We start from the raw sequence: 22,639 nt of genomic DNA on the forward strand, positions 1-22,639 counted from the left end.
TGCGAGCATGGGCGACGTTATGTCCGGTCACTCCGCGCTCCGTGCTGAGGCAGTCGTCGACCTCGACGCGCTGCGGCACAACGTCGCCCTGCTCGCCGAACGGGCCAAGGTGCCTGTGATGGCCGTCGTGAAGGCCGACGGGTACGGCCACGGCGCCGTCCAGATAGCCAAGGCAGCTCTGGAGGCAGGCGCCACCTGGCTTGGCTCGTGCTCCGCGGCCGAGGCCGTCGACCTGCGTAAGGCGGGTATCGAGGCGCCCATCCTGGCCTGGCTCTACGCGGCCGGCGAGGACCTGTCGGACGCCGTCGCGGCGGGTGTCGACCTCGGCGTGTCCAGCCTGGACGAGCTGCGGATGGCCGAAGGCGCCCCGATCCACCTCAAGATCGACACCGGGCTGAACCGCAACGGCTGTTCCGCCGAGCAGTGGCCAGAGCTGGTCCGGGCCGCGCGTGACCACGACGTCCGGGCGATCTGGTCGCACCTCGCGTCGGCCGACGAGCCCGGCAACCCGTCCGTCGACCGGCAGGCCGAACGGTTCGAGTGGGCGTACGAAGTCGCGCGGGCCGAGGGACTCGAGCCGATGCGGCACCTGGCGAACTCGGCGGCCACGCTGACCAGACCGGATCTGGCGTACGACATGGTCCGTGTCGGAATCGCCATGTACGGGCTCAATCCCGTGCCGCGGCACGAGGACCTGCGGCCGGTGATGACCTTCCGGTCCAGTGTGGCCGGTGTGAAACGCATCCACGCCGGGGAAGGCGTGTCCTACGGGCACACGTGGATCGCCGAGCGGGACACCACGCTGGCGCTCGTGCCGGTCGGCTATGCGGACGGCGTGCCGCGCGGGCTTTCCGGGCGGCTGGAGGTCTTCGTCGCCGGACAGCGGCAGCCTGTGGCCGGCCGGGTCTGCATGGACCAGATCGTCGTGGACTGCGGTGACGACAAGGTGTCCCCGGGTGACGAGGTGATCCTGTTCGGACCGGGTGACCGGGGCGAGCCGACGGCCCGGGAGTGGGCCGACAAGCTGGGCACCATCGACTACGAGATCGTCACCAACATGTACCGGCCGCGGGTCCGCCGCCGCTACCTGGGAGCGCGATGAACGGCCGGGTCGCGGGTCTGATCGGCGGTGCGATCGGCGTCGTGGCGACGGGCGCCGCCATCGGGACTGCTGTCGTTCGGTCGAAACGCCGCGATATAGCGGACATGTACGCCGACGAGCCGTTGGGGCTGCTGCCGCCGAGCCGGACGAGCACGGTCGCGGCGGACGACGGCGTGCCTTTGTCGGTCGAGGAAGTGGACCCTGACGACGGCGGCACCCCGGAGATCACCGTCGTTCTGGTGCACGGCTTCGCGGTGAACCGCAAGTCGTGGCACTTCCAGCGCCGGATGTTCGCCGAGCAGACCGATCCGCGCGTCCGGCAGGTGCTCTACGACCAGCGCAGCCACGGCAAGTCGGCCAGGGCGAGCGAAGCGACCAGCACGATCGACCAACTGGGCCGGGATCTGGCCGCGGTGCTGCGCGCGATGGTGCCGAAGGGCCCGATCGTCCTCGTCGGGCACTCGATGGGCGCGATGACGGTCATCGCGTTGGCCGAGCAGGAACCCGACCTGTTCGCCGACCGCATCCGTGGCGTGGCGCTGATCGGCACGTCCGCGGGCGAGATCGGCGCGAGTGGCCTGCCCCGGCCGTTGCTGTCCCGCTACAACCCGTTGACCAGGGGCGTCGGCACACTGGCCGACTGGCAGCCCGGCCTCGTCGAACTGGTCCGGGCGGCTGGCGGCCAGCTGACCCGGCGCGCGGTCCGGTTGATCGCGTTCGGCAGCCGCGGTGTCAGTCCCCGCCTGGTGGACTTCATGATGGAGATGCTCGACGTGACCCCGGTGCGGGTGCTCGCCGACTTCATCGACACGCTCGGCAGCCACAACCGGTACAAGGCCCTGGCCGGTCTGCAGCACTGTTACGTGCTCGTGCTGAGCGGCGACCGGGACCGGATGACGCCGTTCTCGCACGCGGAGCGGATCGCCGAGGAGTTGCCGGACGCGAAGCTGGTCCGGTTACGCGGGGCCGGGCACATGGTGATCCTGGAACAACCCGATCAGGTCAACGCGCACCTGATCGATCTGGTTCGGCAGTGCGCCAGCGGTCGTGGCGCGGGACGTAGATGGTGGCGGCGCAGGGCATGATCTCCCTTCCAACTCCGGACGACACAGTCGAGTTCGGACAGCGGCTCGGCAGGCTACTGGGCGCGGGCGACCTGGTGTTGCTCGCCGGCCCGCTCGGTGCCGGGAAAACCGTGCTGGTCCGCGGAATCGCGGCAGGTCTCGGCGTCAAGGGCCGGGTCAGCTCGCCGACGTTCGTGATCGAGCGGGTGCACAAGCCAGGGCACGAAGGCGGCGTTCCGCTCGTGCACGTGGACGCGTACCGGCTGATCGGGCACGTCGAGGAGGTCGACGACCTCGACCTGGACTCGGACCTCACCGAGGCGGCGGTCGTGATCGAGTGGGGCGAGGGCCTCGCCGAGCAACTGGCCGACGACTACCTGGTGGTACGCCTGGAAAGGCGCCCGGACGACACCCGGATCGCCCACCTGGAACCACACGGCGCCTGGACCCGGCGCCTGAACCTGCTCGTGAGTGGTTATCCGGGTTAGAACACGGAAAAACACTCACGAGGTGACCAGGGTGGCGCCGCGCTTGACGGTGCGGATCACCGGGACTGTCTCGATGTGGTTGATCGCCTTGAGCGAGGCGACTTTGGTGGTCAGGTACCGGTAGAAAGCCGGGACGTCACGGCACACGACCGCGGCGACCAGGTTGGTGGTCCCGGTCGTCGCGCCGGCGAAGGCGACTTCCGGGTGCCCGGCCAGCGCTTCGCCGATGTCCGCGATCTCCGCGGGCGGCACGGACATCCACATCATCGCTTCACACGTGAAGCCGAGCATGCGTGTGTCCATGTCCACGTCGAAGAACAAGGCGCCGATGTCCCGCAGGTGCTCCAGCCGTCTGCGCACGGTCGACTCCGACCAGCCGGTGGCCTCGGCCAGTTCGGTGAATCCGGCCCGGCCGTCCTGCTCCAGCAGGGCGAGCATGCGGTGGTCGGCCTCCGCCAAGGTGACCACTTCGTCGGTCGGGTGGATCCGCGGCCGTAGCCGGGCGGCCTGCTCCTCGGGCAGGCTGTCGACCAGCCCGAGGTGCCCGGCGGGCCCACCGAAGAACACGTGCAGCAGGCTGTGCGCGGTCACGTCGTTCACCCTCGGTGTGCGGGGAAGCTGCCGCAGGAGAAAGGTGTCCGTGTCCTCCGCGTTGCGCGACTGCGCGACGCACCCGATCTCGGTACCGCCGGAGTACAGCCGCACCCAGTAGGTGTCCGCCCGCCGGGCCAGCGCGGACGCGACGGGCACAGCCGTGGCCGGTGCGCACTTGATCCGGACGAACCACCGGACGTGCCCGACGCGCGGTGGGCTCGTCTGGCCGACCACGCGGACCGCGAAAGAGGCCCGCAGCCTGCGGTAACGCCGGGCGACGGTCTGATCGGACAAGCCGAGAGCGGCGGCGATCCGGCTGAACGGCGCCCGTCCGTCGATGTTCAGCGCGTGGATCAACGCCCGGTCGATCGAGTCGATTTCCACCAGACAACCGTAGCGAAAGTCGAAAACCGCCGCCTGGCTTCCGGTTGTGGCGATCCCGGCCGCCAAGTGGTGATCCTCGGGACTGTATCCACAGGTGTCCTAAGGAGAACGACATGGGGAAGTGGTCGCCGCTGGTAGCGGTGTGCCTCGGCGGGTTCATCCTGCTGGTCGACGTCACGATCGTGACGATCGCGTTGCCGGACATGGCACGCACGCTGGACGCGTCGCTCAACGGCCTGCAATGGGTCATCGACGCGTACGCCCTCGCCTTGGCCGCGCTCGTGCTCGCCAGCGGTTCGCTGGCCGACCAGATCGGCCGGAAACGGACGTATCTGGGCAGTCTGGTGGTTTTCGGTCTCGCGTCCCTCGCTTGTGGACTCGCGCCGACCACCGGGATTCTCGTGGTCTCGCGGGCCGTGCAGGGCATCGGCGGTGCCGCGATGCTGGCCACCACGTTGGCGATCGTCAACGTCACGTACCACGGCCGGGACCGCGGCATCGCGCTCGGCGTCTGGGGCGCGGTCGCCGGTGCGGCCTCGGCGACCGGCCCGGTGGTCGGCGGCCTGCTCACCGAGTTCCTCGGCTGGCGGTGGATCTTCCTGATCAACATCCCGGTCGCGGTCGTGGCGATCTGGCTGACGGCCAAGGTCGTCAGCGAGTCCCGTAACCCGCACGCCAGGGGCGTCGACGTGCCCGGCGTCGTGACGTTCACGGCGGGCACGGCCGCGATCACATTCGGTCTGATGGAGGCGGGTCAGCATGCCTGGGCGTCGGCCAGGGTGCTCGGCTGGATCGGTGCGGGCGTGGTGATCCTGATCGGTTTCGCCGTGCTGCAGGCGCGTAGTTCCAACGCGATGCTGGACCTCGGACTGTTCCGTCAGTGGTCGTTCCCGGTGGTCCTGCTCGCGGCCATGGCGTTCTCGTTCGCCGCGTTCGCCTACATGCCGTTCCTGTCGGTCTGGTTGCAGCAGCGGCTGGGCATGCAGGCACTGGCCGCAGGATTGGTCCTGCTGCCCATGAGTCTGGCCGCGTTCGTGGTCGCGGGCACGGTCGGCAGGCATCTGCACTCGGTCCCGTTCCGGTACACGCTCGGTGTCGGGCTCGGTCTGATCGGCTTGGGCGCCTTACTGTTGACGACCGGTGACAGTTGGGCGGTGACGTTGCCGGGAATGCTGGTCACGGGCCTCGGCGTCGGTGTGACGGGACAGGCGTTGCCCGGCGCGATCATGGCGACCGTCCCGCACCACCGGGCCGGGATGGCCTCCGGTGCGCTGAACACCTTCCGTCAGCTCGGATTCGCTTTGGGCGTAGCGGTTCTCGGCACGGTCGTCAGCCACGCGCCGACGTTCGACCAAGGCCTCGATTCGTCCTATGTGGTCGCTGGGATCGTCGGCCTGGTGGTCGCCGTGCTCGCGGTCGCGCTGGTCCGGTCACGCAATGCCGTCCACGATCCCGAGGTCGAGCAGGTCCTGCGGGCGGAGGCGTAACCGATCGGCCAGCTCCGGCGCCGCACCCGGCTCGCGTTTGAGGATCGCGGCGGCCAGTTCCGGTGCGATCACGGAGAAGTACGCGTCCGGTGTGATCCACGTCCGTCCGGCTCCGGCGAGTGCCAGCGCGCCGCCGGAGCCGCCTTCGCCGATCACCAGGGTGGTCACCGGGATGTGGGCCGCGGCCACCGCGGTGAACACACCGGAGATCGCCGCGGCCAGTCCCGCCGACTCCGACGCGGGATCGTTGGCGGCACCCGGGGTATCGACCAGTGTCAGCACCGGAATGCCGAGGCGGTCGGCCATCGTGATCAGGCGGCTGGCCGTGCGGTACCCGGCCGCACGGGTGGCGGTTCCGGTCTGGGCGGCGAACGCGATCGAACGACCGCCTCGCCACCCGATTCCGCACAGCATTCCCGGGTCCACGCCGCCCGCCCGGTCGCCGCTGAGCAACTCGTAGGTGTCGAAATAGGACTCCAGGTAAGCCTGGGCACGCGGGCGTCCGGTGGCACGCGCCCGGGTGACCGCCTCCCAGCCGGTGGCCGGAACCTCGGTGTTGCCCAGGGCTTTCGGGACCTCGGCGGGCTCGGGCGTACCGCCGGTCAGCAACTCCAGCCACGCGGCCACAGCAGTGGGCAGTGACTCGGACGTCACCACGGCGTCGATGAGACCGGCCTGGTATTGGCCCTCCGCTGTGAAAGCCGGATGATCCGCGTCCTCGACAGATCGCACGCGGCGACCACCGAAGGCGACTTGCGCACCGGCGACACCGAGGATGACGTCCGCGCTCGCGCCGAGCGAAGCCCACACGCCGCCGGTCGTGGGATTGCGCAGCACGGCGATGTGCGGAACGCCGCTTTCGGAGTTGAGGTGGCATTCCCGGGCCACGCGCCGCAGTTGCAGCAGCGAGAACATGCCCTCCTGCATCCGGCTGCCGCCCGTCGCGAGCAGGGAGACCACGGGCAGCCCGTGCGCGCGGGCCGTGGCCAACGCGTGCACCAGGCGGTCACCCGTGGCGGTGCCGACCGAGCCGCCGAGGAACCGGAAGTCGAACTCGATCAGCATCACGTCGGTGTCGCCGATCAGAACCTGTCCGTAGGTCACCGACTCCTCGGCGCCGGTCGCCTGTCTGGCGCGGGCGACCGATTCGGGGTAGCCCGGCCAGTCCAGCGGGTCATTGGCCGAGGGCACGCTTTGTCACCTTGCCCATGTCGTTGCGTGGCAAGGCGTCCAGGAACCGGACGACGCGCGGGCGCTTGTGCGGCGTGAGCAACGTGGCCACGTGGTCGATCAGATCCTGCTCAGCGGGCTTGTCACCCGCGGGCACAATCCAGGCCACGATCCGCTCACCGAGGTCCTCGTCCGGTTCGCCGGTCACCGCGGCCTCGGCCACCGCCGGATGCTCCAGCAGGACGTTCTCGATCTCCCCGGCGCCGATCTTGTAGCCCCCGCTCTTGATCAGGTCGGTGGCCCGGCGGCCGACGATCCTGACGTAGCCGTCCGGGTCCACAGTGGCCACATCACCAGTGCGGAACCAGCCGTCCCGCAACGCTTGCGCGGTCGCGTCCGGACGGTTGAGGTATTCCAGGAACAGGTTCGGCCCGCGCACCTCGATCTCGCCGATCTCCCCGTCCGGCAACGGGTTTCCCTGCTCGTCGACGATCCGCAGGTCGACGCCGTCCACCGGCGGGCCGACCGTGCCCGGCCTGCGTTCCCCGTCCGCTCGGACACTGCAGTTCATCAGCGTTTCGGTCATCCCGTAACGCTCGACGATCCGCTGCCCGGTGGCCTTGAAGACGCGTTCGTGATCGCTGGCCGGCAGGGCCGCCGAGCCCGACACCAGCAGCCTCGCCCGACCGATTGCCTGGGCCAGTTGAGGATTCGCTTCGGCGTCGGTCGCGAGCCGGTGGTACATCGTGGGAACGCCGAACATCATCGTGGCGTCACCGGCGAGTTCCCGGGCGACGGCCTCGGTGGAGAACCTGCCGATGTGCCGCACTGATCCGCCACGCCGCAACGGGCCGACAATGCCCAGGATCAGGCCGTGCACGTGAAAGAGCGGCAGCCCGTGCACCAGGATGTCGTCCCGCGTCCACTGCCAGGCCGTCGCCAGCGAGTCCAAATTGGACTTTATGGCCCGGTGGGGCAGCACAACGCCTTTGGGCGGGCCGGTCGTGCCGGACGTGTAGACGATGAACGCGGGATGTTCGTCCGGGACGTCGAAGCCGGGCAGCGGTGCGGACGCGGTGATGTCGATGTCCGCCTCACGCAGAATCACGTCCGGTGAACTGTCGGCGAGGATGTGGTCGAGTTCGCGGGAACCGATCTTCGGGTTGATCGGGATCACCGGGATTCCGGTGACCAGAGCGCCGACCACGGCCACCGCGGTCTGGACCGTCGGTGCCGCCCACACGGCGACCCGCGCCTTGCCCTTGATCTGCGCGGCGACGGCGCCCGCTGCCCCGGCCAGTTGCCGGTAGGTCAGGTCCACCTTGCCTGCTGGACCGTCGAAGCGCAGTGCGGGGCGGTCGGAAGCCCGGGTCAGCTCACCAAACATGCAAGCCACTATGCCGGGACGGCGTGTGATCAGCCCAGTGTGGTGAGAGACACCTCCCACAACCGCTCGGCCGTCTCCAGGTTGAGCGCGTACGGCGCGATGCCGTTGAACTCACCTTGCTGGTGCGGCTTGGCCTCGGCGCAGTCCTCGAAGTACTTGCCGCCGACACCGTCCAGCCGCGGCGAAGTGGCGACGTAGACGGACGTGGCCGCGCCCTGGGCAGGTGTCTTGCGGAAGGCTGAAGCGCCGACCTCGGTGCGGATCCGATCAATGTCCTCCTGCCTCATGTGCCGCTGCAGATTGGTCACGATGGAGCCCGGGTGCAGCGCGTTGGTGAAGATCCCGGCGTCTGCCCAACGCCGCGTGGCCTCGACGGCGAACAGGATGTTGGCCGTCTTGGACTGCCCGTAACCCAGGTACGGCGTGTACACGCGGTGCTCGAAGTGGATGTCGTCGAAGACGATCGGGGAGAAGAGGTGCCCGGTGGAGGAGACGGACACGATGCGGGCGCCGTCCGCGGCGGCGAGCGCCGGGTACAACCCGGTGGCCAGCGCGAAGTGGCCGAGGTGGTTCGTGGCGAACTGCAGCTCCCAGCCTTCCGGCGTCCGGGTGAGCGGCGGCGCCATCACCCCGGCGTTGTTGATCAGCAGGTGCAGCGGGCCTGCCCAGTTCCGCGTGAAGGCTTTGACCGACTGCTGGTCGGTGAGATCCAGCGGGGCGACGTGGGCCTTGATCTCGTCGGCGATCTGCTGCGCTGCCTTGACGTCGCGTGCCGCGATGATGACTTCCGCGCCCGCCTTGGCGAGCGCGCGGGCGGTCTCGATGCCGATCCCGGAGGCGCCGCCGGTCACGACGGCACGCCTGCCGGTGAGGTCGATTCCGGCGATGACCTCGTCGGCGGTGCTGGCCTGGCCGAATGTCATGGTCCGTCCCTACGGATAGAATTGAAACGGAGGAACCTCCGCTACCTCGCCAGGCTATACGGAGGCTCCTCCGGTTTGCAACCCGTGAAGGAGGAGCCGTGCGCGCGGACGCGCAACGCAACCGAGACCGCCTGATCGACGCCGCCGTGCGGGCGTTCGCCCAGGGCGGTCCGGAGGTGACCCTCGAGTCGATCGCCAAGGACGCGGGAGTGGGGATCGGCACGCTCTACCGGCACTTCCCCACCCGCGAGGCCCTGGTCGACGCCGCGTACCGCACCGAGCTGGCCAGGCTGACCGACTCGGCTCCGGCGTTGCTCTCCACCATGGAACCCGATGTCGCGCTACGGACGTGGATGGATCACTTCGTGGCGTACATGATCACCAAGCAGGGCATGGGAGACACGCTGAAGGCGTTGATCGCCTCCGGTGGCAGCCCGTTCGCGAACAGCCGCGAACTGCTGCTCGGTGCTCTGGGGCAGTTGGTGGACGCGAGCGTGCAGGCGGACAAGATCCGCTCGGACATCGAGGTCTGGGACGTGCTCGTGAGCATCAGTGGCATCGCGCTCGCCGGCTTTCACGAGGATCACGAGCAGCGTGGACGGCTGCTTGACCTGCTGATGGACGGCCTGCGCTACCGCCCTTGACCAGCTCCGTCGTCCACCACGACGGCAGGTTTGACCTCGCTGAGCTGATCACGAACCAACCGCGCGTGCCGTCGATCAGCCGGGAGGCCCCGGTAGCGTCTGTCGCGTGACCGCTGAGCAGAACAAAGCTGAACTCACGCGCTGGACCATCCACGACGAGCGGGTGGTTGATGACACGCGACGACTCCGGTTGAGTATCGCCTCGGTCGAACTGCCGGATGGCACTCAGTTTGAGCAATATGTTCTGCGAATTCCTCAAGCTGCGATGGTGGTCGTCATTGACGATCAAGACAGGGTGCTCATGATGTGGCGGCACAGGTTTATCATTGACAGTTGGGTGTGGGAACTGCCAGGGGGATATGTCGACCCCGGGGAGGATCCGGCGGCGACAGCTGCTCGTGAGGTCGAAGAGGAGACCGGTTGGCGTCCCCGCAATGTGCGTGAGCTTGTGTCGTTCCAGCCGATGGTCGGCTCGGCGGACGCGGAGAATCTGCTGTTCGTCGCCAACGGCGCGGACTACATCGGAGAACCTGAAGACGTCAACGAAGCGGAACGTATCGCGTGGATTCCACTGGCATCTGTTCCTGAGCGGATAGCCAGGGGAGAGATTGTGGGTGCCGCTTCGCTGGTTGGCCTGCTTCAGGTGATCGCGTCCCGGGGAACTGGTTAGGAAGTGCGTGGCACTGGGATGCCCGCCCTTGTCATGTGCTGATACAAGCGAATCACCGCCGCGCTCGTTCGGCAGGGCTCCAGCCGTTTGCCAACGTCAGCAAGGTAGGCCACCGTACGTACGGATCGCACTGTTCCCGTCATCCTGATTGCCAGCGACGCCGTGACGCAGGCCTCTTCGACCCGGCGTTGGTCGGCGAGAGTCGACGCCAGAAGTGCGGTGTTGAAAAGTCGTCCGCGTTCATAGCCGTCGCTCATTTCCAGAGAACGGCGAGCAAACTGCTCGGCTTGCTGCGAATGTCCGAGCTCTCGGAACGTGTGCGCGAACTTGGCCGCGAGGTATGCCTCATCAAAGTAGCCGAGCCACTGCGGCAACTCGTCATGCTGGTGCGCCGCGAAGTGCTTCTCGGCATCGTGCAGAGCCGTCATGCTTCCTTTCTTGTCGCCTTGGAGTGCCAGGGCGTGGGCTTCCATCACCGCAGTCTCTGCTTCCAACCGGGCAAGGCCGGCCCTTTTCGCGGTCTGGCGAGCAGCGAGCGCGAGATCCGCGGCAGCGTCCGCTGAACCAAAGAACGCAGCGTGATGACTCATCGCGGCGAACATCTCCGCCGCCAGCGCATCGTTTCCGGCTTCATTGCACAATCGGAGGGCGCGGCGGAGATGCTGCCGCCCTTCCCCGGCTTGCCCTGTATCGTAAGCCATCCAACCGGCAAGCTGGTGCAGTTCGGCCGTCGCGCAGTACAGGTCTTGTTTGACCGCCGTTTTACTTCTCCCGTTTCGAAGCAAGGGCTCTACGGTCGATTCCAGATAAGACCGGGCAGCCGCCTTGACATGCCCATGTCCGCCGCCGTGTCTGTTGTCGAGGCGACGGAATGTTTGTGTCATTTCTCGAATCATGTCCACTTCGGGGCTGCCGACGGTGTTTGATGGAGCGGTCGGGTGTTTCTTTGTATTGGTCGTCAGTAGCGATTCGCCCACTATTGTCGTGCTTGCGCTGGCGGCGACCTTGAGGAAATTTCTGCGCTGCACATCGTCTCCTTCTACGTTCGTAGGTGATGGAGACAGGCTGGGGTTTGCCGAGGGCGTGAGGTGTGCGCCGCAGGACCCGGTCGACAGTTTGAACCACAGGTAACGCTGAGGAATTCGCAACACCCGCGCCCAGCGATCAAGTTTGACGAGATCGTTCGCGGGGGACCTGCCGCTCTCCAACCTGCTGATCTGAGTTTGTGTCAGGCCCAGCCACGCGGCGACTTGGGCTTGCGTGAGGCCAGCAGGATAAGCCTTCCTGTACGCGCGCAGCACTTGCCCGAATTGACGTGCATCCAACGCTTCTCGCAGCACGGGGGAATCCCAGAAGTCGCCCTGAACCGCAGGAAATCCTATTTTAGGTGTCTGACGCGTACAAGGGCTACACATTCCCGACCTGTTGTCCGCGGCGAGCCGCGCCGCGCACGTGCAGCATGTCCGGTGCCGGAGCGTACCCATCATATCCCGCCCTTGGTCGATCACTGGCGAAACAAGTGTACTGGCCCATGCGGTGCGCGTGACCTGTGAACATACTTGACGGGTATACGACGCCATCCGTATGCGCGTGTGTCGTTTTTCGTTGAACCTGATCTGGGGAACAATTCGTTATGTCGGAGACGGGATGAGATGAGATCGAACGCAGCTGTGACCGTGCGGATCGGGTCTCTCGCCTGGAAGTTCGCTGTTACGTGCAATTGGATGTGAACCGTCATGATACTGATTTCCGCTGAACAGCACCGAACCGGCGTTGTCGCTGGGCACGGGTCGCGCAGGTGATGACATGTCACAGCCCACGCTCATATGGTGGGGGACCAATCCTGACGGCGGACTCTATTACGCCGATCGTGTGCATGTGGTGTGGAGCAGTCAACCGAGCACCGCCTTGTGCGAGCTCCCTGTCGCGTTGGTCTGGGAACACCGTCCGGCGCGGCCGCTCCGCTTGTGCCCGGAGTGCTGTCTTAGGGCGATGGGTGGTCTGTTTCCGGCGATTGCGGGCCAGGTTGCCCTGAACGACTCCACGGCGACTCGGCGGAGTTCACCCAGTTCCAGTGATTCACCAGGTTTCTCATTCTCACACCAGGAGAACAACGTTGTCCCACACCACCGCACAGTCCACTGTCGACGGAAACCCGACTGAGTCGGCCACTACGCGGCATGCTGCCGATGGATCCGACTTCGCCACGGATGTGGCGGATATGATCGCGGATCATGCGCCTCGGGTGTTCGCGGTCGTCCTCGAATACGGTGACCAGATTGATGCCAAGATTGTTGCCTGGGGACTCGCACTCGATGACGGCGCGTACATGGCCACAGTCGACGGCAGGAACCAGTACGCCATGGCAGTGCCTGAAAGTGCCCTGAAGTATGTCACCGCGCGCCCGGACACCACTCCACATCTCGTGTGGGTTGACGCTGGCGCAGCAGGGTGACGGCCGTCGCAGCACGCCCCGAACGGCACTACCGAGCGGCGAGCTTGAGGTGTGGTTCGAGCTCACGCAACAAGGCGGGCTTCGGGCGGGCGCCGACTATCGAGTGCACCAGTTCGCCTCCGCGATAGAGGTTCAACGTCGGCGCGCCCATGATGCGCTGGTCGCGGGCCGTGGCGACTTCCGCGTCCACGTCCACCTTCACGATCTCCAGCACGTCGGCGAGTTCCGTTTCCAGCTGGGCCAGCACCGGCGCGACCATTCGGCACGGCGGGCACCACGTCGCCCAGAAGTAGACGAGCACCGGTCGCTGCGCCGAGGCCAGGTGGGAGGTGAAGGTCGAGTCGGTCAGCGCGAGCACGGGCGGGTCCTTTCCGAGGCGGTGTCCAGCTGGGCGGCGAGGCGGTCGCGGATCTCGCAGAGCCGGGTGATCCCGGCGTCCAGCTCGGCCAGTTTGCGGCGGTAGACCTCGACCGAGGCCGGGCAGGCGTCCCCGGAGGCGTGTCCGGCCCGCAGGCACTCCACGAACGGCCGGGTCTCCTCCAGGGCGAAGCCGATCGCCAGCAACGACCTGATCTCCTGGACGAGCCGCACGTCGCTCTCGTCGTACTCGCGGTGCCCGTTGGCCGCGCGCCGCGCGGAAAGCAGGCCCTGGGCTTCGTAGTACCGCAGTGACCGTGTGCTCGTTCCCACCAGCCGGGCCAGCTCGCCGATCCGCATCATGACCACAACGTTAGGCCTTGACATCGACGTCAAGTCCAGGCTGCGTACTCTTGGTCGGTGCTCGTTCTCGCCCTTGACACCGCGACGCCCGCGGTCACCGCTGGTGTCGTCGACTTCGACCACGAAGGTCTGGCCCGTACGCTGGCCACCCGGGTCACGATCGACGCCCGCGCGCACGGCGAGCTGCTGACTCCGCACACGAAGGAGGCGCTCGCCGAGGCCGGACTGGACTTCGCCGACCTGGACGCCGTCGTGTGCGGCTCCGGGCCGGGCCCGTTCACCGGGCTGCGCGCCGGAATGGTCACCGCCGCCGCGCTCGGCCAAGCGCTTGGTAAGCCCGTCTACCCGGTCTCGACGCTCGACGCCCTCGCCGCGGACTATGCGGAGGTGCACCGCCTTCTCGTGGTCACGGACGCCCGCCGCAAAGAGGTGTACTGGGCGCGCTACGAGAACGGCCACCGCGTCGAGGGGCCGGACGTGTGCAAGCCCGCCGGGCTGGAGGACGTCGAGGTCGATCTCGTCGTCGGCGCCGAGCTGCTGCAGCGTGCCGTCGAGCCGGCGTCACCGAGTCCCAACGGCCTGGTCATGGCGGCCTCGCCCCTGTTCGGGCGGACGCCGCCGCCGTTGACCCCGCTGTACCTGCGCAGGCCGGACGCGGTCGAACCAGGCGCGCGTAAGCGGGTGAGCCGGGCGTGACCGTCCGGCTCGCACCCCTGCGCGGCGAGGATCTTCCCCGCTGCGCCGAACTGGAGAAGATCCTGTTCCCGGGTGAGGACCCGTGGAGCGTGCAGGCGTTCCAGTTCGAGCTGGAGAACGGCAACTACTACGTCGGCGCGCACGCCGAACCGGTCGGGCTGGTCGGTTACGCGGGGATCGCCGAGCTCGGCTCGCCCGGCAACTTCGAGTGCGAGATCCACACGATCGGGGTGGACCCGGCGTTCCAGGGCAAGGGCGTCGGCAAGGCGCTGCTGCGGGACCTGCTGGACCGTGCGGACAAGCTGCACGCCCCGGTGTTCCTGGAAGTGCGGACCGACAACGTGCCCGCGATCAAACTCTACGAGACACACGGCTTCGAACAGATCGGTCTGCGCAGGCGGTACTACCAGCCGTCGGGCGCGGACGCGTACACCATGGCCAGGCCGGGGAGACCCCAATGAGTGAGAAGATAATTCTCGGCATCGAGAGCTCGTGCGACGAGACCGGCGTCGGTATCGTCCGGCTGTCCGAGGATGGCGGCATCACGCTGCTCGCCGACCAGGTCGCGTCCAGTGTGGACCAGCACGCCCGGTTCGGCGGTGTGGTGCCGGAGGTCGCCAGCCGCGCCCACCTCGAGGCGATGACCCCGACGATGGAACGGGCGCTGGACGAAGCGGGCCTGTCGCTGTCCAATGTGGACGCCATCGCGGTGACGTGCGGGCCTGGTCTCGCCGGTGCGCTGCTCGTCGGCGTGTCCGCCGCGAAGGCGTACGCCGCCGCGCTGGACGTGCCGTTGTACGGCGTCAACCACTTGGCTGGGCACGTGGCCGCGGACACCTTGCAGCACGGGCCGTTGCCGGCGGAATGCCTGGCTTTGCTGGTGTCCGGCGGGCACACGCAGCTGCTGAAGGTCGAGGACCTGGCCGGGAAGATCACCGAGATCGGCTCCACGATCGACGACGCCGCGGGCGAGGCCTACGACAAGGTCGCCCGGATCATCGGCCTGCCGTACCCCGGCGGCCCGCCGATCGACAAGGCCGCCAAGCAGGGCGACCCGGACGCGATCAAGTTCCCGCGTGGCCTGACCGGTCCGCGGGACCCGAAGTTCGACTTCTCCTTCTCCGGCTTGAAGACCGCGGTGGCCCGCTGGGTCGAGGCCCAGGAGGCGGACGGCAGGCCGATCCCGGTCGACGACGTCTGTGCGTCCTTCCAGGAGTCCGTGGCGGACGTGCTGACGGCCAAGGCGGTCCGGGCGGCCAAGGAACTCGGCATCGGCACGCTGGTGATCTCCGGTGGTGTCGCGGCGAACTCGCGGCTGTCCGGGCTGGCCCGGGAGCGGTGCGAGGAAGCCGGGATCGAGCTTCGCGTGCCGCGGCCCCGGCTGTGCACCGACAACGGCGCCATGATCGCCGCGTTGGGCGCGCATGTCGTCGCTGCCGGTGTCCGGCCTTCTTCGCTTGAGCTGCCGACAGATCCAGGCCTGCCGGTCGACACCGTGTATGTCTAGCGCCAGAACGACGGGAGGACGTCGACGTCGTCGGCGTTGACGAACATGATCCGGTGTCCGAACTGGATTTGCAGGTACTTCGTCTTGCCGCGGACCACGGTGTGGTTCGCGGCGTCGAAGGTGGTCGCCCAGTAGTACTCGGACGGCAGGACCTGGCCGAGCGAGTACCGCTCACCCGCGGAGAACGTGTACTGCAGCGGCGTGACGGCCTGTGCCGGGATGTGCGACGGATACGCCGCTGCCTCGGGATATGCCCGGCCGTACACCTGAACCGTGGCCTTGCCCTTCTTCGGGGTGACCACGAGCCCGGTCGCGCCAAGGGCATTGGGCGCCTTGCGCGGGTTGTGGAACCAGCCCTTCTGGCCCAGGTACCAGATCGCGGTCCAGTCGCCACGGACTTCGGCGACCGCGAACTGCTGCCCGGTCTCCACGCGGCTGCTGTGGTCCGAGATCTCCATGGTGCCCGGTGACCCGTCCGGCCGGAGCCCGGCGTCCTTCAGCAGAGGCGCGTCCGCCCGGGGTTCGGTGTGCAGGATGACCGAAGTGGAGCCACGCGGCGGGCACGGTTCGCCGGGGGTGACGCAGCCGATGAACGCGGGCTTGTTGGTGGCGAAATCCGGCTTGATCGTGACCAGGCCGAGGTTGCCGGTCGGCCGCAGCGGCGCGCCGAGCAGGTCGAAGTAGTGCGCCCAGTCCCAGTAGGGGCCCGGATCCCAGTGCATTCCGCGCACGGTGGCCGGGATCGTGCCCGGGACGTTGTCGTGCCCGATGATGTGCGCGCGGTCCAAGGGAATCCGGTACTTCGCCGCCAGGTAACGCACGAGCTTCGCGGACGAGCGGTACATCGCCTCGGTGTACCAGGTGCCGAGCTTGGCGAAACCCTCGTGCTCCAGGCCGATCGACTTGGCGTTGACGTACCAGTTGCCCGCCTGCCAGGCCACGTCCTTGGCCTTCACGTGCTGGGCGACGTGCCCGTCGGCCGAGCGCAGTGAGTACTGCCAGCTCACGTAGGCCGGGTCCTGCACCATCTTGAGCACGCCGTCCCACTGGCCCTCGGTGTCGTGGATGACGATGTACTTGATCTCCTGCGACTCCGGCCGGTTCGCCTTGTCGTGGTTGCCGTAGTCGTTGTCCGGAAGTTCTTGGTACGGCGCGGGAATCCACTCGCAGGCCAGCGTACGCGGGCATTCCGTGTTGTCCGAAGTGGAGTTTCGGAGACCGAGTTCGCCGAGCAGTTGCTTGTTCGGCTGGACCGTGGTCGCCGGGAGTCTCACGCGCTGGCCGTCGTCGGTGAGACGTTCGGCGCCCGTGTTGATCGTCGCGTACACCTCGTCCGCGAAAGTCGCCGCGGAGCCGGTGTCGCCCGCTCCCGCGTACCGCGCCACGGCGCCGTACCAGTCGGCGGGATTGTCGCTGACGATCCCGATGTCCCTCTGGTACTTGGCGAGCAGTGCCGCGCCGCCACGGATGTTCTGCGCGGTGTCGGTCCGCAGCTTCTCGGTGGACACGCCCGTCAACGCGGCCGCGTCGTGCACGGTCAGCAGTTTCTGGAGTTGCTCGTCCACGGGGCCTGGTTTGGGCAGGCGCGGCGGCCGTGCTTCGTCACCGCGAGGGTCCTCGGTGCCGTCGTCGTGATGGGTGCCGCCCGCGTTGGCGGTCCGTACGTCGGTGAGGTGCATCGGGCCGTAACCGGCGCTGGTGCTCGGGGTCCCGGCGTTGGCGTCCCAGCGGGACTCCAGATAGGACACTCCGAGCAGGACGCTTTCCGGCACGCCGAACTCGGCCGCGGCAGCGCTGAACGCACGCTGGCGGGACAGGTCGGCTGGTTCGGCACTGGCCGCCGTGGTCACGCCGAGCACGAGGCCGGTGACCGTGGCCAGGACGAGGGCAGGGCGCATGGCGTTCTCCCGTAGACGAGGTCACGCATACTCTGCGGGCGTCGCGCCCTGCCCGTCAATAACTTGCGTCCAATCAGCCTGTTTAGTGGCTGAATTACGCCTGGTGGAGGCTGGGGTCGCGGTCGGCGACCACAAAACTGACGGCAGTCGTGGCCTCGGCACCAGGCTGCCGTACGTACGGCAGGATCCGGTAGTCCGCCCGCAGTTCGTCGGCGGTGAACTTGGTCCGGATGTACCCACGCCGGTTCTTGTGGAACTTGACGTGGGGGTTCTCGGCGAGCACCGCGGCGTTCGGGTTGTCGTTGCCGTCACCGCCGCTCGTGATCGACGTGGTGACGAACTCGGTGCCCAGGCCGCGGGAAGTCGGGTCGGTGTAGTCCGACTTGATCTCCGCTGCCCAGTGCCGGTGCACGTCGCCCGTCAGCACAACGCCGTTACGGGTCTTGCCGAGGCCTTCGGCGATCCGGTCACGGTTGGCCTTGTAGCCGTCCCAGGCGTCCATGTTGTAGCCCTGCGGCGCGCCGGGCGTGAGGTCGATCTGCGAGAAGAACACCTGCTGGCCAAGGACGTCCCAGCGGGCCCGGGACCGGCGCAGGTTGTCCAGCAGCCACCGTTCCTGCTCCTCACCGGTGATCGACCGGGTCGGTTCGAGGCGCACGTCGCAGTTCGCCTTGACGCCGTCGCCGCAGGCCTGGTCGTCGCGGTACTGCCGGGTGTCGAGCATGTGGAAGTTGATCAGCCCGCCCCACTGGACGGTCCGGTAGAGCCGCATGTCGATGCCCCGCGGCCGGGCGGTGCGGCGCAGCGGCATGTTCTCGTAGTACGCCTGGAAGGCGTTCTTGCGGCGGTCGAGGAAGTTCGGGTCCGGCTGCTCAGGAACCTCGTCAGCCCAGTTGTTCTCGGTCTCGTGGTCGTCCCACACGACCAGCCAGGGCGCGGTCGCGTGCGCGAGCTGCAGGTCCGGGTCGGTCTTGTACTGCGCGTGCCGCAGACGGTAGTTCTCCAACGTCCGCGTCTCCGGCCCAAGCACCTTGCGGACATCGTTGGCGCCCGCGGCGTACTCGTACTGGTAATCACCGAGATGCAGGATCAGGCCCGGCTCGTCCTCAGCCAGTCGCTTGTAGGCGGTGAAGTGCCCGGCACCGAAGTGGCTGCAGGAGGCGAAACACATCGTCAGGTCGGTGCGCGTGATGCCAGGCGCGGGCGCGGTCCGGGTACGGCCCGCCCGCGAGATGTGGCCCTGGGTACGGAATCGGTAGAAGTACTCCGCACCAGGCCTCAGCCCTTCCACCTCGACGTGGACGCTGTGCGCGAACTCCGGCCGCGCGACCTCCGCGCCGCGCCGGACCGTCCGGCGGAAGTTCTCGTCGGTCGCGATCTCCCACTCGACCAGGTAGGACCGATCCGGCATCCCGCCAAGACCGTTGTCCGCCAACGGGTTCTGCGCCAACCGGGTCCACAGCACGACACTGTGGTGATCAGGGTCGCCGGACGCGACACCAAGGGTGAACGGGTCCGTGAGCTTGTCCGCAGACGCACTCGCCTGCGTCGTGCCTAACGCCGTCAAACCTACGGCCGCCGCTCCGCCGAGCAGGACGGAACGACGTGAAGGTGTGGTGGGGACGGACACAGTACCTCCCATTTCCGGGCTCTACTGGTGTGTCACCCTCACCCGGCGGTTCGACCACCACCTCAAGATCCGGTTATCCCAGGATGAACAGTCCGTACCCACCCACCCCCCTCGTGAGTGTTTGTCAGGGTTAGAACACGGATAAACGCTCACGAGGGGTGAGCGGCCCAGGACAGCGTCATACCTCGTCCGTGGAGATGAGCGTGCAGCCGTTCAGCTTGCGTACTTGGCTTATCGCACACACCCATCGGACGGCTGGGTCGTCGTATGCGACAAGTCGCCGTTCTCCGTTGAACGGGACCGTGACCACTCCATTGCTTCGGTAGATGGGGCCGTGAACCCCGACAACCGGAAACTCCTGTGCCCAAAGCAGCGCTGCGCCCCGCCTGAGCGCCGGGCACAGCCGACTGGCCACCCCAACGCATCGCCTGCACACAGGCGGTTCGGTGACCGCCATGTCCTCGGGCCAGTTCTTCCAGTCCTCGCGGTGGTCCTTGAGCAGCCACAGAACACCGTGTTCCGAGCGCTCGGCCTGATCGCCGCAGACCTGGCAGAGCAGCCTCAGCATCGCGCGGCGTTGCCGCAGCGGATGCACGATCCCGAAGTTCGGTCTGCCCTGCTGTGGACGACAACCCCAGCGTGCAAACAGAAACGGCGCTTCTCGCCGACGTGAGGCTCGTGAGTGTTTATCAGGGTTAGAACACTGATATACGCTCACGAGGGAGGGGGCGAAACGAAACGGCGCTCCTCGCCGGAGCGAGGAGCGCCGTTCGCGTCGAACGAACTCAGTGGCCGAACGAACTCAGTGGCCGTGGCCATGTCCGTGGCCGTGACCGGCCGCGGGTGGCTCTTCTTCCTTCTTCTCCACGACCGAGCTCTCGGTGGTCAGGACCATCCGCGCGATGGACGCGGCGTTGGTGACCGCGGAGCGGGTGACCTTGACCGGGTCGATGATGCCGTCGGCGACGAGGTCGCCGTAGGTCAGCTTGGCCGCGTTGAGGCCCTGGCCCCACTCGCCCTCGCGCACGCGGTGCACCACGACGGCGCCCTCGAGGCCGGCGTTGCTGGCGATCCAGTGCAGCGGGGCGGACAGCGCCTCGCGCACGATGGCGACACCGGTCGCCTCATCGCCGGTGAGGCCGAGGTTGCCCTCGAGCTCCTTGGCCGCGTGCACGATGGCCGAACCGCCGCCGGGCACGATGCCTTCCTCCACCGCCGCCTTCGTGGCCGCGACCGCGTCCTCGATGCGGTGCTTGCGCTCGGTCAGCTCGGTCTCGGTCGCCGCACCGACCCGGATCACCGCGACGCCGCCGGCCAGCTTGGCCAGCCGCTCCTGCAGCTTCTCGCGGTCCCAGTCGGAGTCGGACGCCTCGATCTCCTTGCGCAGCTGCTCGATCCGGCCCTGCACCTCGGACTTGTCGCCACGACCCTCGACGATGGTCGTCTCGTCCTTGGTGATCACGATGCGCCGGGCCTGGCCCAGCACGTCCAGGCCGACCTCGGCGAGCTTCATGCCGATCTCGCTGGAGACCACCTGGCCGCCGGTGACGTACGCCAGGTCGTCCAGGAACGCCTTGCGGCGGTCGCCGAAGAACGGCGCCTTGACCGCGACGGCCTTGATCGTCTTGCGGACGGAGTTGACCACCAGGGTGGACAGCGCCTCGCCCTCGACGTCCTCGGCGATGATCAGCACCGGCTTGCCGTCCTGGACGATCTTCTCCAGGATCGGCAGCAGGTCCGCCAGCGCGGAGATCTTCTCCCGGTACAGCAGGATGTACGCGTCCTCGAGGACGGCTTCCTGTGCCTCCGCGTCGGTGGCGAAGTGCGCCGAGATGAAGCCCTTGTCGAACTGCACGCCCTCGGTGATGACGAGCTCGGTGGCCAGCGTGGAGGACTCCTCCACGGTGATCACGCCGTCCTCGCCGACCTTCTCGATGGCCTCGCCGAGCAGCGCGCCGATCGACGCGTCCCGCGAGGTGACCGTGCCGACCTGGGCGATGTTGTCGCGGCCCTTGATCGGGGTCGCCTTGGCGAGCAGCACCTCGACGACCTTGTCGACCGCGGCCTGCATGCCACGGCCGAGCGCGGTCGGGTTGGCACCCGCCGCGATGTTGCGCATACCGACGCGCACGAGGGCCTGCGCCAGCACGGTGGCCGTGGTGGTGCCGTCACCCGCGACGTCGTTGGTCTTGGTGGCCACGCTCTTGGCGAGCTGCGCACCGAGGTTCTCGAACGAGTCTTCCAGCTCGATCTCGCGCGCCACGGTGACACCGTCGAGCGTCACGGTCGGGCCGCCGAACTTCTTGGCGAGCACGACGTGCCGTCCGCGCGGGCCCAGAGTCACCTTGACCGCGTCGGCCAGCTTGTTGACCCCGCGCTCGAGTGCCCGACGAGCGTCCTCGTCGAAGCTGATCTGCTTGGGCATTTACAACCTCTCTTTATGACAAACACCCCGGGGGCCCCGGTGAAGGGGCCGCCGGGGCGTTTGACGTGGAGTGGTAGCGCGTCAGTTGATGACGGCCAGCACGTCGCGGGCGGAGAGGATCAAGTACTCCTCGCCGTTGTACTTGACCTCGGTGCCGCCGTACTTGGAGTAGATGACGACGTCGCCGACGCTCACGTCCAGCGGGACGCGGTTGCCGTTGTCGTCGATGCGGCCCGGGCCCACTGCCAGGACCTTGCCCTCCTGGGGCTTCTCCTTGGCGGTGTCCGGAATGACGAGACCGGACGCGGTCGTCGCCTCGGCCTCGCTGGCCTGGACGACGATCTTGTCCTCGAGCGGCTTGATGTTCACGCTCACCGGTGTGACCTCCATGGGTCTTCCAAAGCGTTGGCAGGTACCTACAGCGGCTCCTGGCCACCCCGCCGTCGCGGGTGCCGGGGCGGTGTCGGGTGCCGTGCAACTAGCACTCTACCCAGTCGAGTGCCAACGCTTCAACGAGGCCTCGCACATACCGGTGACGGCGGCATCCGGCGAAACGCTGCGAAGCGTGTTAGCGCTGGTTATGCTCCCGCTGCACAGGGTGGGAATTCGAGGCTGGGGGCTGGAAGTGAGCTATCCGCAGGGGCCGCAGTACGGCGGCTATCAGCAGCAACCGGGCGGCTACCCGCAACAGCAGGGCGGCTATCCCCAGCAGCAGGGATATCCGCAGCAGCCCGGACCGCAGCAGCCCGGATACCCGGGGCAGTACCCGCCGCCACGCAAGAACAACAACGGCCTGATCATCGCGCTTGCCGGCGTCGCCGGAGCGGCCGTGATCGCGTTGGTGCTCGTGCTCGCGTTATCCGGAGGGGACGATGACAGCGGCGAGTCGGCCGACGGCACCGGAACCGAGAAGCCGATCGGTGCGCCCGAGGTGAACGTTCCGCCGCCCAACGCGGGCAAGCCCACCGGCGGCAGCAGGCCGTCGAGCGGTGGCGGCGGAGGCGGCGGCGCGTCCAGTCCCGAGGCGTTGGCCGAGACGGCCATCGGTGTGATCGAGTCCCGTTCGACGAGCGCGATCGACGAGCTGGCCTGCAGCAGCTCGGCGGCCAGCGAGCTCAAGCGCGAACTGTCCCGCCTGCCACCGGGCGCCTCCGCCGAGCTACAGGGCGTGACCGGCTCGGGGTCGACGGCGCAGGCCCGGATCAGGCTGACCGTGCAGGGGCAGAACCAGACCATCACGATGGAGATGCGCAAGAGCGGCTCGAACTGGTGTGCCAGCGGCCTGTGATGGCGTACGAAGCGGTCACACCTGCGGCGGCCACGGCCGCCGCAGGTGTGGTCGGTGCATTTCCACCTCGCTGACGTGCCAACGCGCGACTGGCGACATTCCGCGGG

Annotated in this window: 22 protein-coding genes; 11 read left to right on the forward strand and 11 right to left on the reverse strand. The window is 67.7% G+C overall.

Annotated elements, in window-relative coordinates:
• Nucleotides 1-7 precede the first annotated feature (7 nt).
• Genes alr through tsaE form a run of 3 tightly spaced genes read left to right on the forward strand, consistent with a single transcriptional unit; the run spans nucleotide 8 to nucleotide 2,654 of the window.
• Complete coding sequence (gene alr, locus GC106_RS09160; RefSeq protein WP_246365299.1) at nucleotides 8-1,102, forward strand: alanine racemase; 1,095 nt, start codon at nucleotides 8-10, stop codon at nucleotides 1,100-1,102.
• Nucleotides 1,099-2,187 (forward strand): alpha/beta fold hydrolase, encoded by a 1,089-nt coding sequence (locus GC106_RS09165; RefSeq protein WP_173126868.1) that lies wholly within the window; start codon nucleotides 1,099-1,101, stop codon nucleotides 2,185-2,187. The genes alr and GC106_RS09165 overlap by 4 nt, the downstream gene beginning before the upstream one ends.
• Nucleotides 2,184-2,654, forward strand: a complete 471-nt coding sequence (gene tsaE / locus GC106_RS09170; RefSeq protein WP_246365301.1) for a tRNA (adenosine(37)-N6)-threonylcarbamoyltransferase complex ATPase subunit type 1 TsaE — start codon at nucleotides 2,184-2,186, stop codon at nucleotides 2,652-2,654. The genes GC106_RS09165 and tsaE overlap by 4 nt, the downstream gene beginning before the upstream one ends.
• A gap of 15 nt (nucleotides 2,655-2,669) precedes the next feature.
• Here the strand turns inward: tsaE and GC106_RS09175 are convergent, their stop codons facing one another.
• Nucleotides 2,670-3,632, reverse strand: coding sequence for an Lrp/AsnC family transcriptional regulator (locus GC106_RS09175; protein ID WP_312872556.1), 963 nt, complete (start codon nucleotides 3,630-3,632; stop codon nucleotides 2,670-2,672).
• A gap of 113 nt (nucleotides 3,633-3,745) precedes the next feature.
• Here GC106_RS09175 and GC106_RS09180 point away from each other — a divergent pair, with 113 nt between their 5' ends.
• Entirely contained in the window at nucleotides 3,746-5,119 is a 1,374-nt protein-coding gene (locus GC106_RS09180; RefSeq protein WP_173126874.1) for an MFS transporter, read from the forward strand.
• Here the strand turns inward: GC106_RS09180 and GC106_RS09185 are convergent.
• From GC106_RS09185 to GC106_RS09195, 3 genes are read right to left on the reverse strand one after another with little or no spacing between them, the layout of a single operon-like run.
• The gene (locus GC106_RS09185; RefSeq protein WP_173126877.1) at nucleotides 5,063-6,310 is read right to left on the reverse strand and encodes a carboxyl transferase domain-containing protein; all 1,248 of its coding nucleotides are present in this window, start codon (nucleotides 6,308-6,310) and stop codon (nucleotides 5,063-5,065) included. The genes GC106_RS09180 and GC106_RS09185 overlap by 57 nt on opposite strands.
• Nucleotides 6,294-7,676, reverse strand: coding sequence for an acyl-CoA synthetase (locus GC106_RS09190; protein ID WP_173126880.1), 1,383 nt, complete (start codon nucleotides 7,674-7,676; stop codon nucleotides 6,294-6,296). The genes GC106_RS09185 and GC106_RS09190 overlap by 17 nt, the downstream gene beginning before the upstream one ends.
• 29 nt (nucleotides 7,677-7,705) lie before the next feature.
• The gene (locus GC106_RS09195) at nucleotides 7,706-8,599 is read right to left on the reverse strand and encodes an SDR family NAD(P)-dependent oxidoreductase (RefSeq protein WP_173126882.1); all 894 of its coding nucleotides are present in this window, start codon (nucleotides 8,597-8,599) and stop codon (nucleotides 7,706-7,708) included.
• A gap of 98 nt (nucleotides 8,600-8,697) precedes the next feature.
• Here GC106_RS09195 and GC106_RS09200 point away from each other — a divergent pair, with 98 nt between their 5' ends.
• Both GC106_RS09200 and GC106_RS09205 read left to right on the forward strand, forming a co-directional pair.
• The gene (locus tag GC106_RS09200; protein WP_312872557.1) at nucleotides 8,698-9,243 is read left to right on the forward strand and encodes a TetR/AcrR family transcriptional regulator; all 546 of its coding nucleotides are present in this window, start codon (nucleotides 8,698-8,700) and stop codon (nucleotides 9,241-9,243) included.
• A 106-nt stretch (nucleotides 9,244-9,349) separates the two neighbouring features.
• The gene (locus tag GC106_RS09205) at nucleotides 9,350-9,913 is read left to right on the forward strand and encodes an NUDIX hydrolase (protein WP_173126888.1); all 564 of its coding nucleotides are present in this window, start codon (nucleotides 9,350-9,352) and stop codon (nucleotides 9,911-9,913) included.
• Here GC106_RS09205 and GC106_RS09210 read toward each other — a convergent pair.
• Nucleotides 9,910-11,253 (reverse strand): helix-turn-helix domain-containing protein, encoded by a 1,344-nt coding sequence (locus GC106_RS09210; protein ID WP_173126891.1) that lies wholly within the window; start codon nucleotides 11,251-11,253, stop codon nucleotides 9,910-9,912. The genes GC106_RS09205 and GC106_RS09210 overlap by 4 nt on opposite strands.
• 776 nt (nucleotides 11,254-12,029) lie before the next feature.
• Here GC106_RS09210 and GC106_RS09215 point away from each other — a divergent pair.
• Nucleotides 12,030-12,368, forward strand: a complete 339-nt coding sequence (locus tag GC106_RS09215; RefSeq protein ID WP_173126894.1) for a hypothetical protein — start codon at nucleotides 12,030-12,032, stop codon at nucleotides 12,366-12,368.
• A 28-nt stretch (nucleotides 12,369-12,396) separates the two neighbouring features.
• On the opposite strand, the gene GC106_RS09220 is transcribed toward GC106_RS09215, so the two are convergent.
• A complete protein-coding gene (locus GC106_RS09220) occupies nucleotides 12,397-12,726 on the reverse strand; it encodes a thioredoxin family protein (protein ID WP_173126897.1) in 330 nt (109 codons plus the stop codon).
• Entirely contained in the window at nucleotides 12,714-13,085 is a 372-nt protein-coding gene (locus GC106_RS09225; protein WP_173127784.1) for a MerR family transcriptional regulator, read from the reverse strand. Before GC106_RS09225 ends, GC106_RS09220 begins: the two co-directional genes overlap by 13 nt.
• 60 nt (nucleotides 13,086-13,145) lie before the next feature.
• On the opposite strand from GC106_RS09225, the gene tsaB reads away from it, so the two are divergent.
• From tsaB to tsaD, 3 genes are read left to right on the forward strand one after another with little or no spacing between them, the layout of a single operon-like run.
• Nucleotides 13,146-13,784 carry a tRNA (adenosine(37)-N6)-threonylcarbamoyltransferase complex dimerization subunit type 1 TsaB gene (gene tsaB / locus GC106_RS09230; protein ID WP_173126900.1) on the forward strand — a complete coding sequence of 213 codons (639 nt, stop codon included), beginning with the start codon at nucleotides 13,146-13,148 and terminating at the stop codon, nucleotides 13,782-13,784.
• Nucleotides 13,781-14,245, forward strand: coding sequence for a ribosomal protein S18-alanine N-acetyltransferase (gene rimI, locus GC106_RS09235; protein WP_173126904.1), 465 nt, complete (start codon nucleotides 13,781-13,783; stop codon nucleotides 14,243-14,245). Before tsaB ends, rimI begins: the two co-directional genes overlap by 4 nt.
• Complete coding sequence (gene tsaD, locus GC106_RS09240) at nucleotides 14,242-15,291, forward strand: tRNA (adenosine(37)-N6)-threonylcarbamoyltransferase complex transferase subunit TsaD (protein ID WP_173126906.1); 1,050 nt, start codon at nucleotides 14,242-14,244, stop codon at nucleotides 15,289-15,291. Before rimI ends, tsaD begins: the two co-directional genes overlap by 4 nt.
• On the opposite strand, the gene GC106_RS09245 is transcribed toward tsaD, so the two are convergent.
• The 4 genes from GC106_RS09245 to groES form a co-directional block, all read right to left on the reverse strand.
• Nucleotides 15,288-17,189, reverse strand: a complete 1,902-nt coding sequence (locus GC106_RS09245) for an N-acetylmuramoyl-L-alanine amidase (protein WP_173126909.1) — start codon at nucleotides 17,187-17,189, stop codon at nucleotides 15,288-15,290. The genes tsaD and GC106_RS09245 overlap by 4 nt on opposite strands.
• Before the next feature lie 94 nt (nucleotides 17,190-17,283).
• Nucleotides 17,284-18,831, reverse strand: coding sequence for an alkaline phosphatase D family protein (locus GC106_RS09250; RefSeq protein ID WP_173126912.1), 1,548 nt, complete (start codon nucleotides 18,829-18,831; stop codon nucleotides 17,284-17,286).
• 790 nt (nucleotides 18,832-19,621) lie between these two features.
• Entirely contained in the window at nucleotides 19,622-21,244 is a 1,623-nt protein-coding gene (gene groL / locus GC106_RS09255) for a chaperonin GroEL (RefSeq protein WP_173126915.1), read from the reverse strand.
• Nucleotides 21,245-21,325: 81 nt separating this feature from the next.
• Nucleotides 21,326-21,619, reverse strand: a complete 294-nt coding sequence (groES, locus tag GC106_RS09260) for a co-chaperone GroES (protein WP_125728378.1) — start codon at nucleotides 21,617-21,619, stop codon at nucleotides 21,326-21,328.
• Nucleotides 21,620-21,869: 250 nt separating this feature from the next.
• On the opposite strand from groES, the gene GC106_RS09265 reads away from it, so the two are divergent.
• Nucleotides 21,870-22,532 carry a hypothetical protein gene (locus tag GC106_RS09265; protein ID WP_173126918.1) on the forward strand — a complete coding sequence of 221 codons (663 nt, stop codon included), beginning with the start codon at nucleotides 21,870-21,872 and terminating at the stop codon, nucleotides 22,530-22,532.
• Nucleotides 22,533-22,639: the final 107 nt, after the last annotated feature.

It is taken from the genome of Kibdelosporangium persicum, assembly GCF_013280595.1.
GTDB classification, from domain to species: Bacteria; Actinomycetota; Actinomycetes; order Mycobacteriales; family Pseudonocardiaceae; genus Kibdelosporangium; species Kibdelosporangium persicum.

What these genes read in the sequence shown, in the direction of transcription:
- GC106_RS09190 (WP_173126880.1), bottom strand. Translation starts at nt 7,676, where the DNA reads ATGTTTGGTGAGCTGACCCGGGCTTCCGACCGCCCCGCACTGCGCTTC.
- GC106_RS09245 (WP_173126909.1), bottom strand. Translation starts at nt 17,189, where the DNA reads ATGCGCCCTGCCCTCGTCCTGGCCACGGTCACCGGCCTCGTGCTCGGC.
- alr (WP_246365299.1), top strand. Translation starts at nt 8, where the DNA reads ATGGGCGACGTTATGTCCGGTCACTCCGCGCTCCGTGCTGAGGCAGTC.
- groL (WP_173126915.1), bottom strand. Translation starts at nt 21,244, where the DNA reads ATGCCCAAGCAGATCAGCTTCGACGAGGACGCTCGTCGGGCACTCGAG.
- GC106_RS09195 (WP_173126882.1), bottom strand. Translation starts at nt 8,599, where the DNA reads ATGACATTCGGCCAGGCCAGCACCGCCGACGAGGTCATCGCCGGAATC.
- tsaD (WP_173126906.1), top strand. Translation starts at nt 14,242, where the DNA reads ATGAGTGAGAAGATAATTCTCGGCATCGAGAGCTCGTGCGACGAGACC.
- GC106_RS09250 (WP_173126912.1), bottom strand. Translation starts at nt 18,831, where the DNA reads ATGGGAGGTACTGTGTCCGTCCCCACCACACCTTCACGTCGTTCCGTC.
- GC106_RS09165 (WP_173126868.1), top strand. Translation starts at nt 1,099, where the DNA reads ATGAACGGCCGGGTCGCGGGTCTGATCGGCGGTGCGATCGGCGTCGTG.
- GC106_RS09180 (WP_173126874.1), top strand. Translation starts at nt 3,746, where the DNA reads ATGGGGAAGTGGTCGCCGCTGGTAGCGGTGTGCCTCGGCGGGTTCATC.
- tsaE (WP_246365301.1), top strand. Translation starts at nt 2,184, where the DNA reads ATGATCTCCCTTCCAACTCCGGACGACACAGTCGAGTTCGGACAGCGG.
- GC106_RS09225 (WP_173127784.1), bottom strand. Translation starts at nt 13,085, where the DNA reads ATGCGGATCGGCGAGCTGGCCCGGCTGGTGGGAACGAGCACACGGTCA.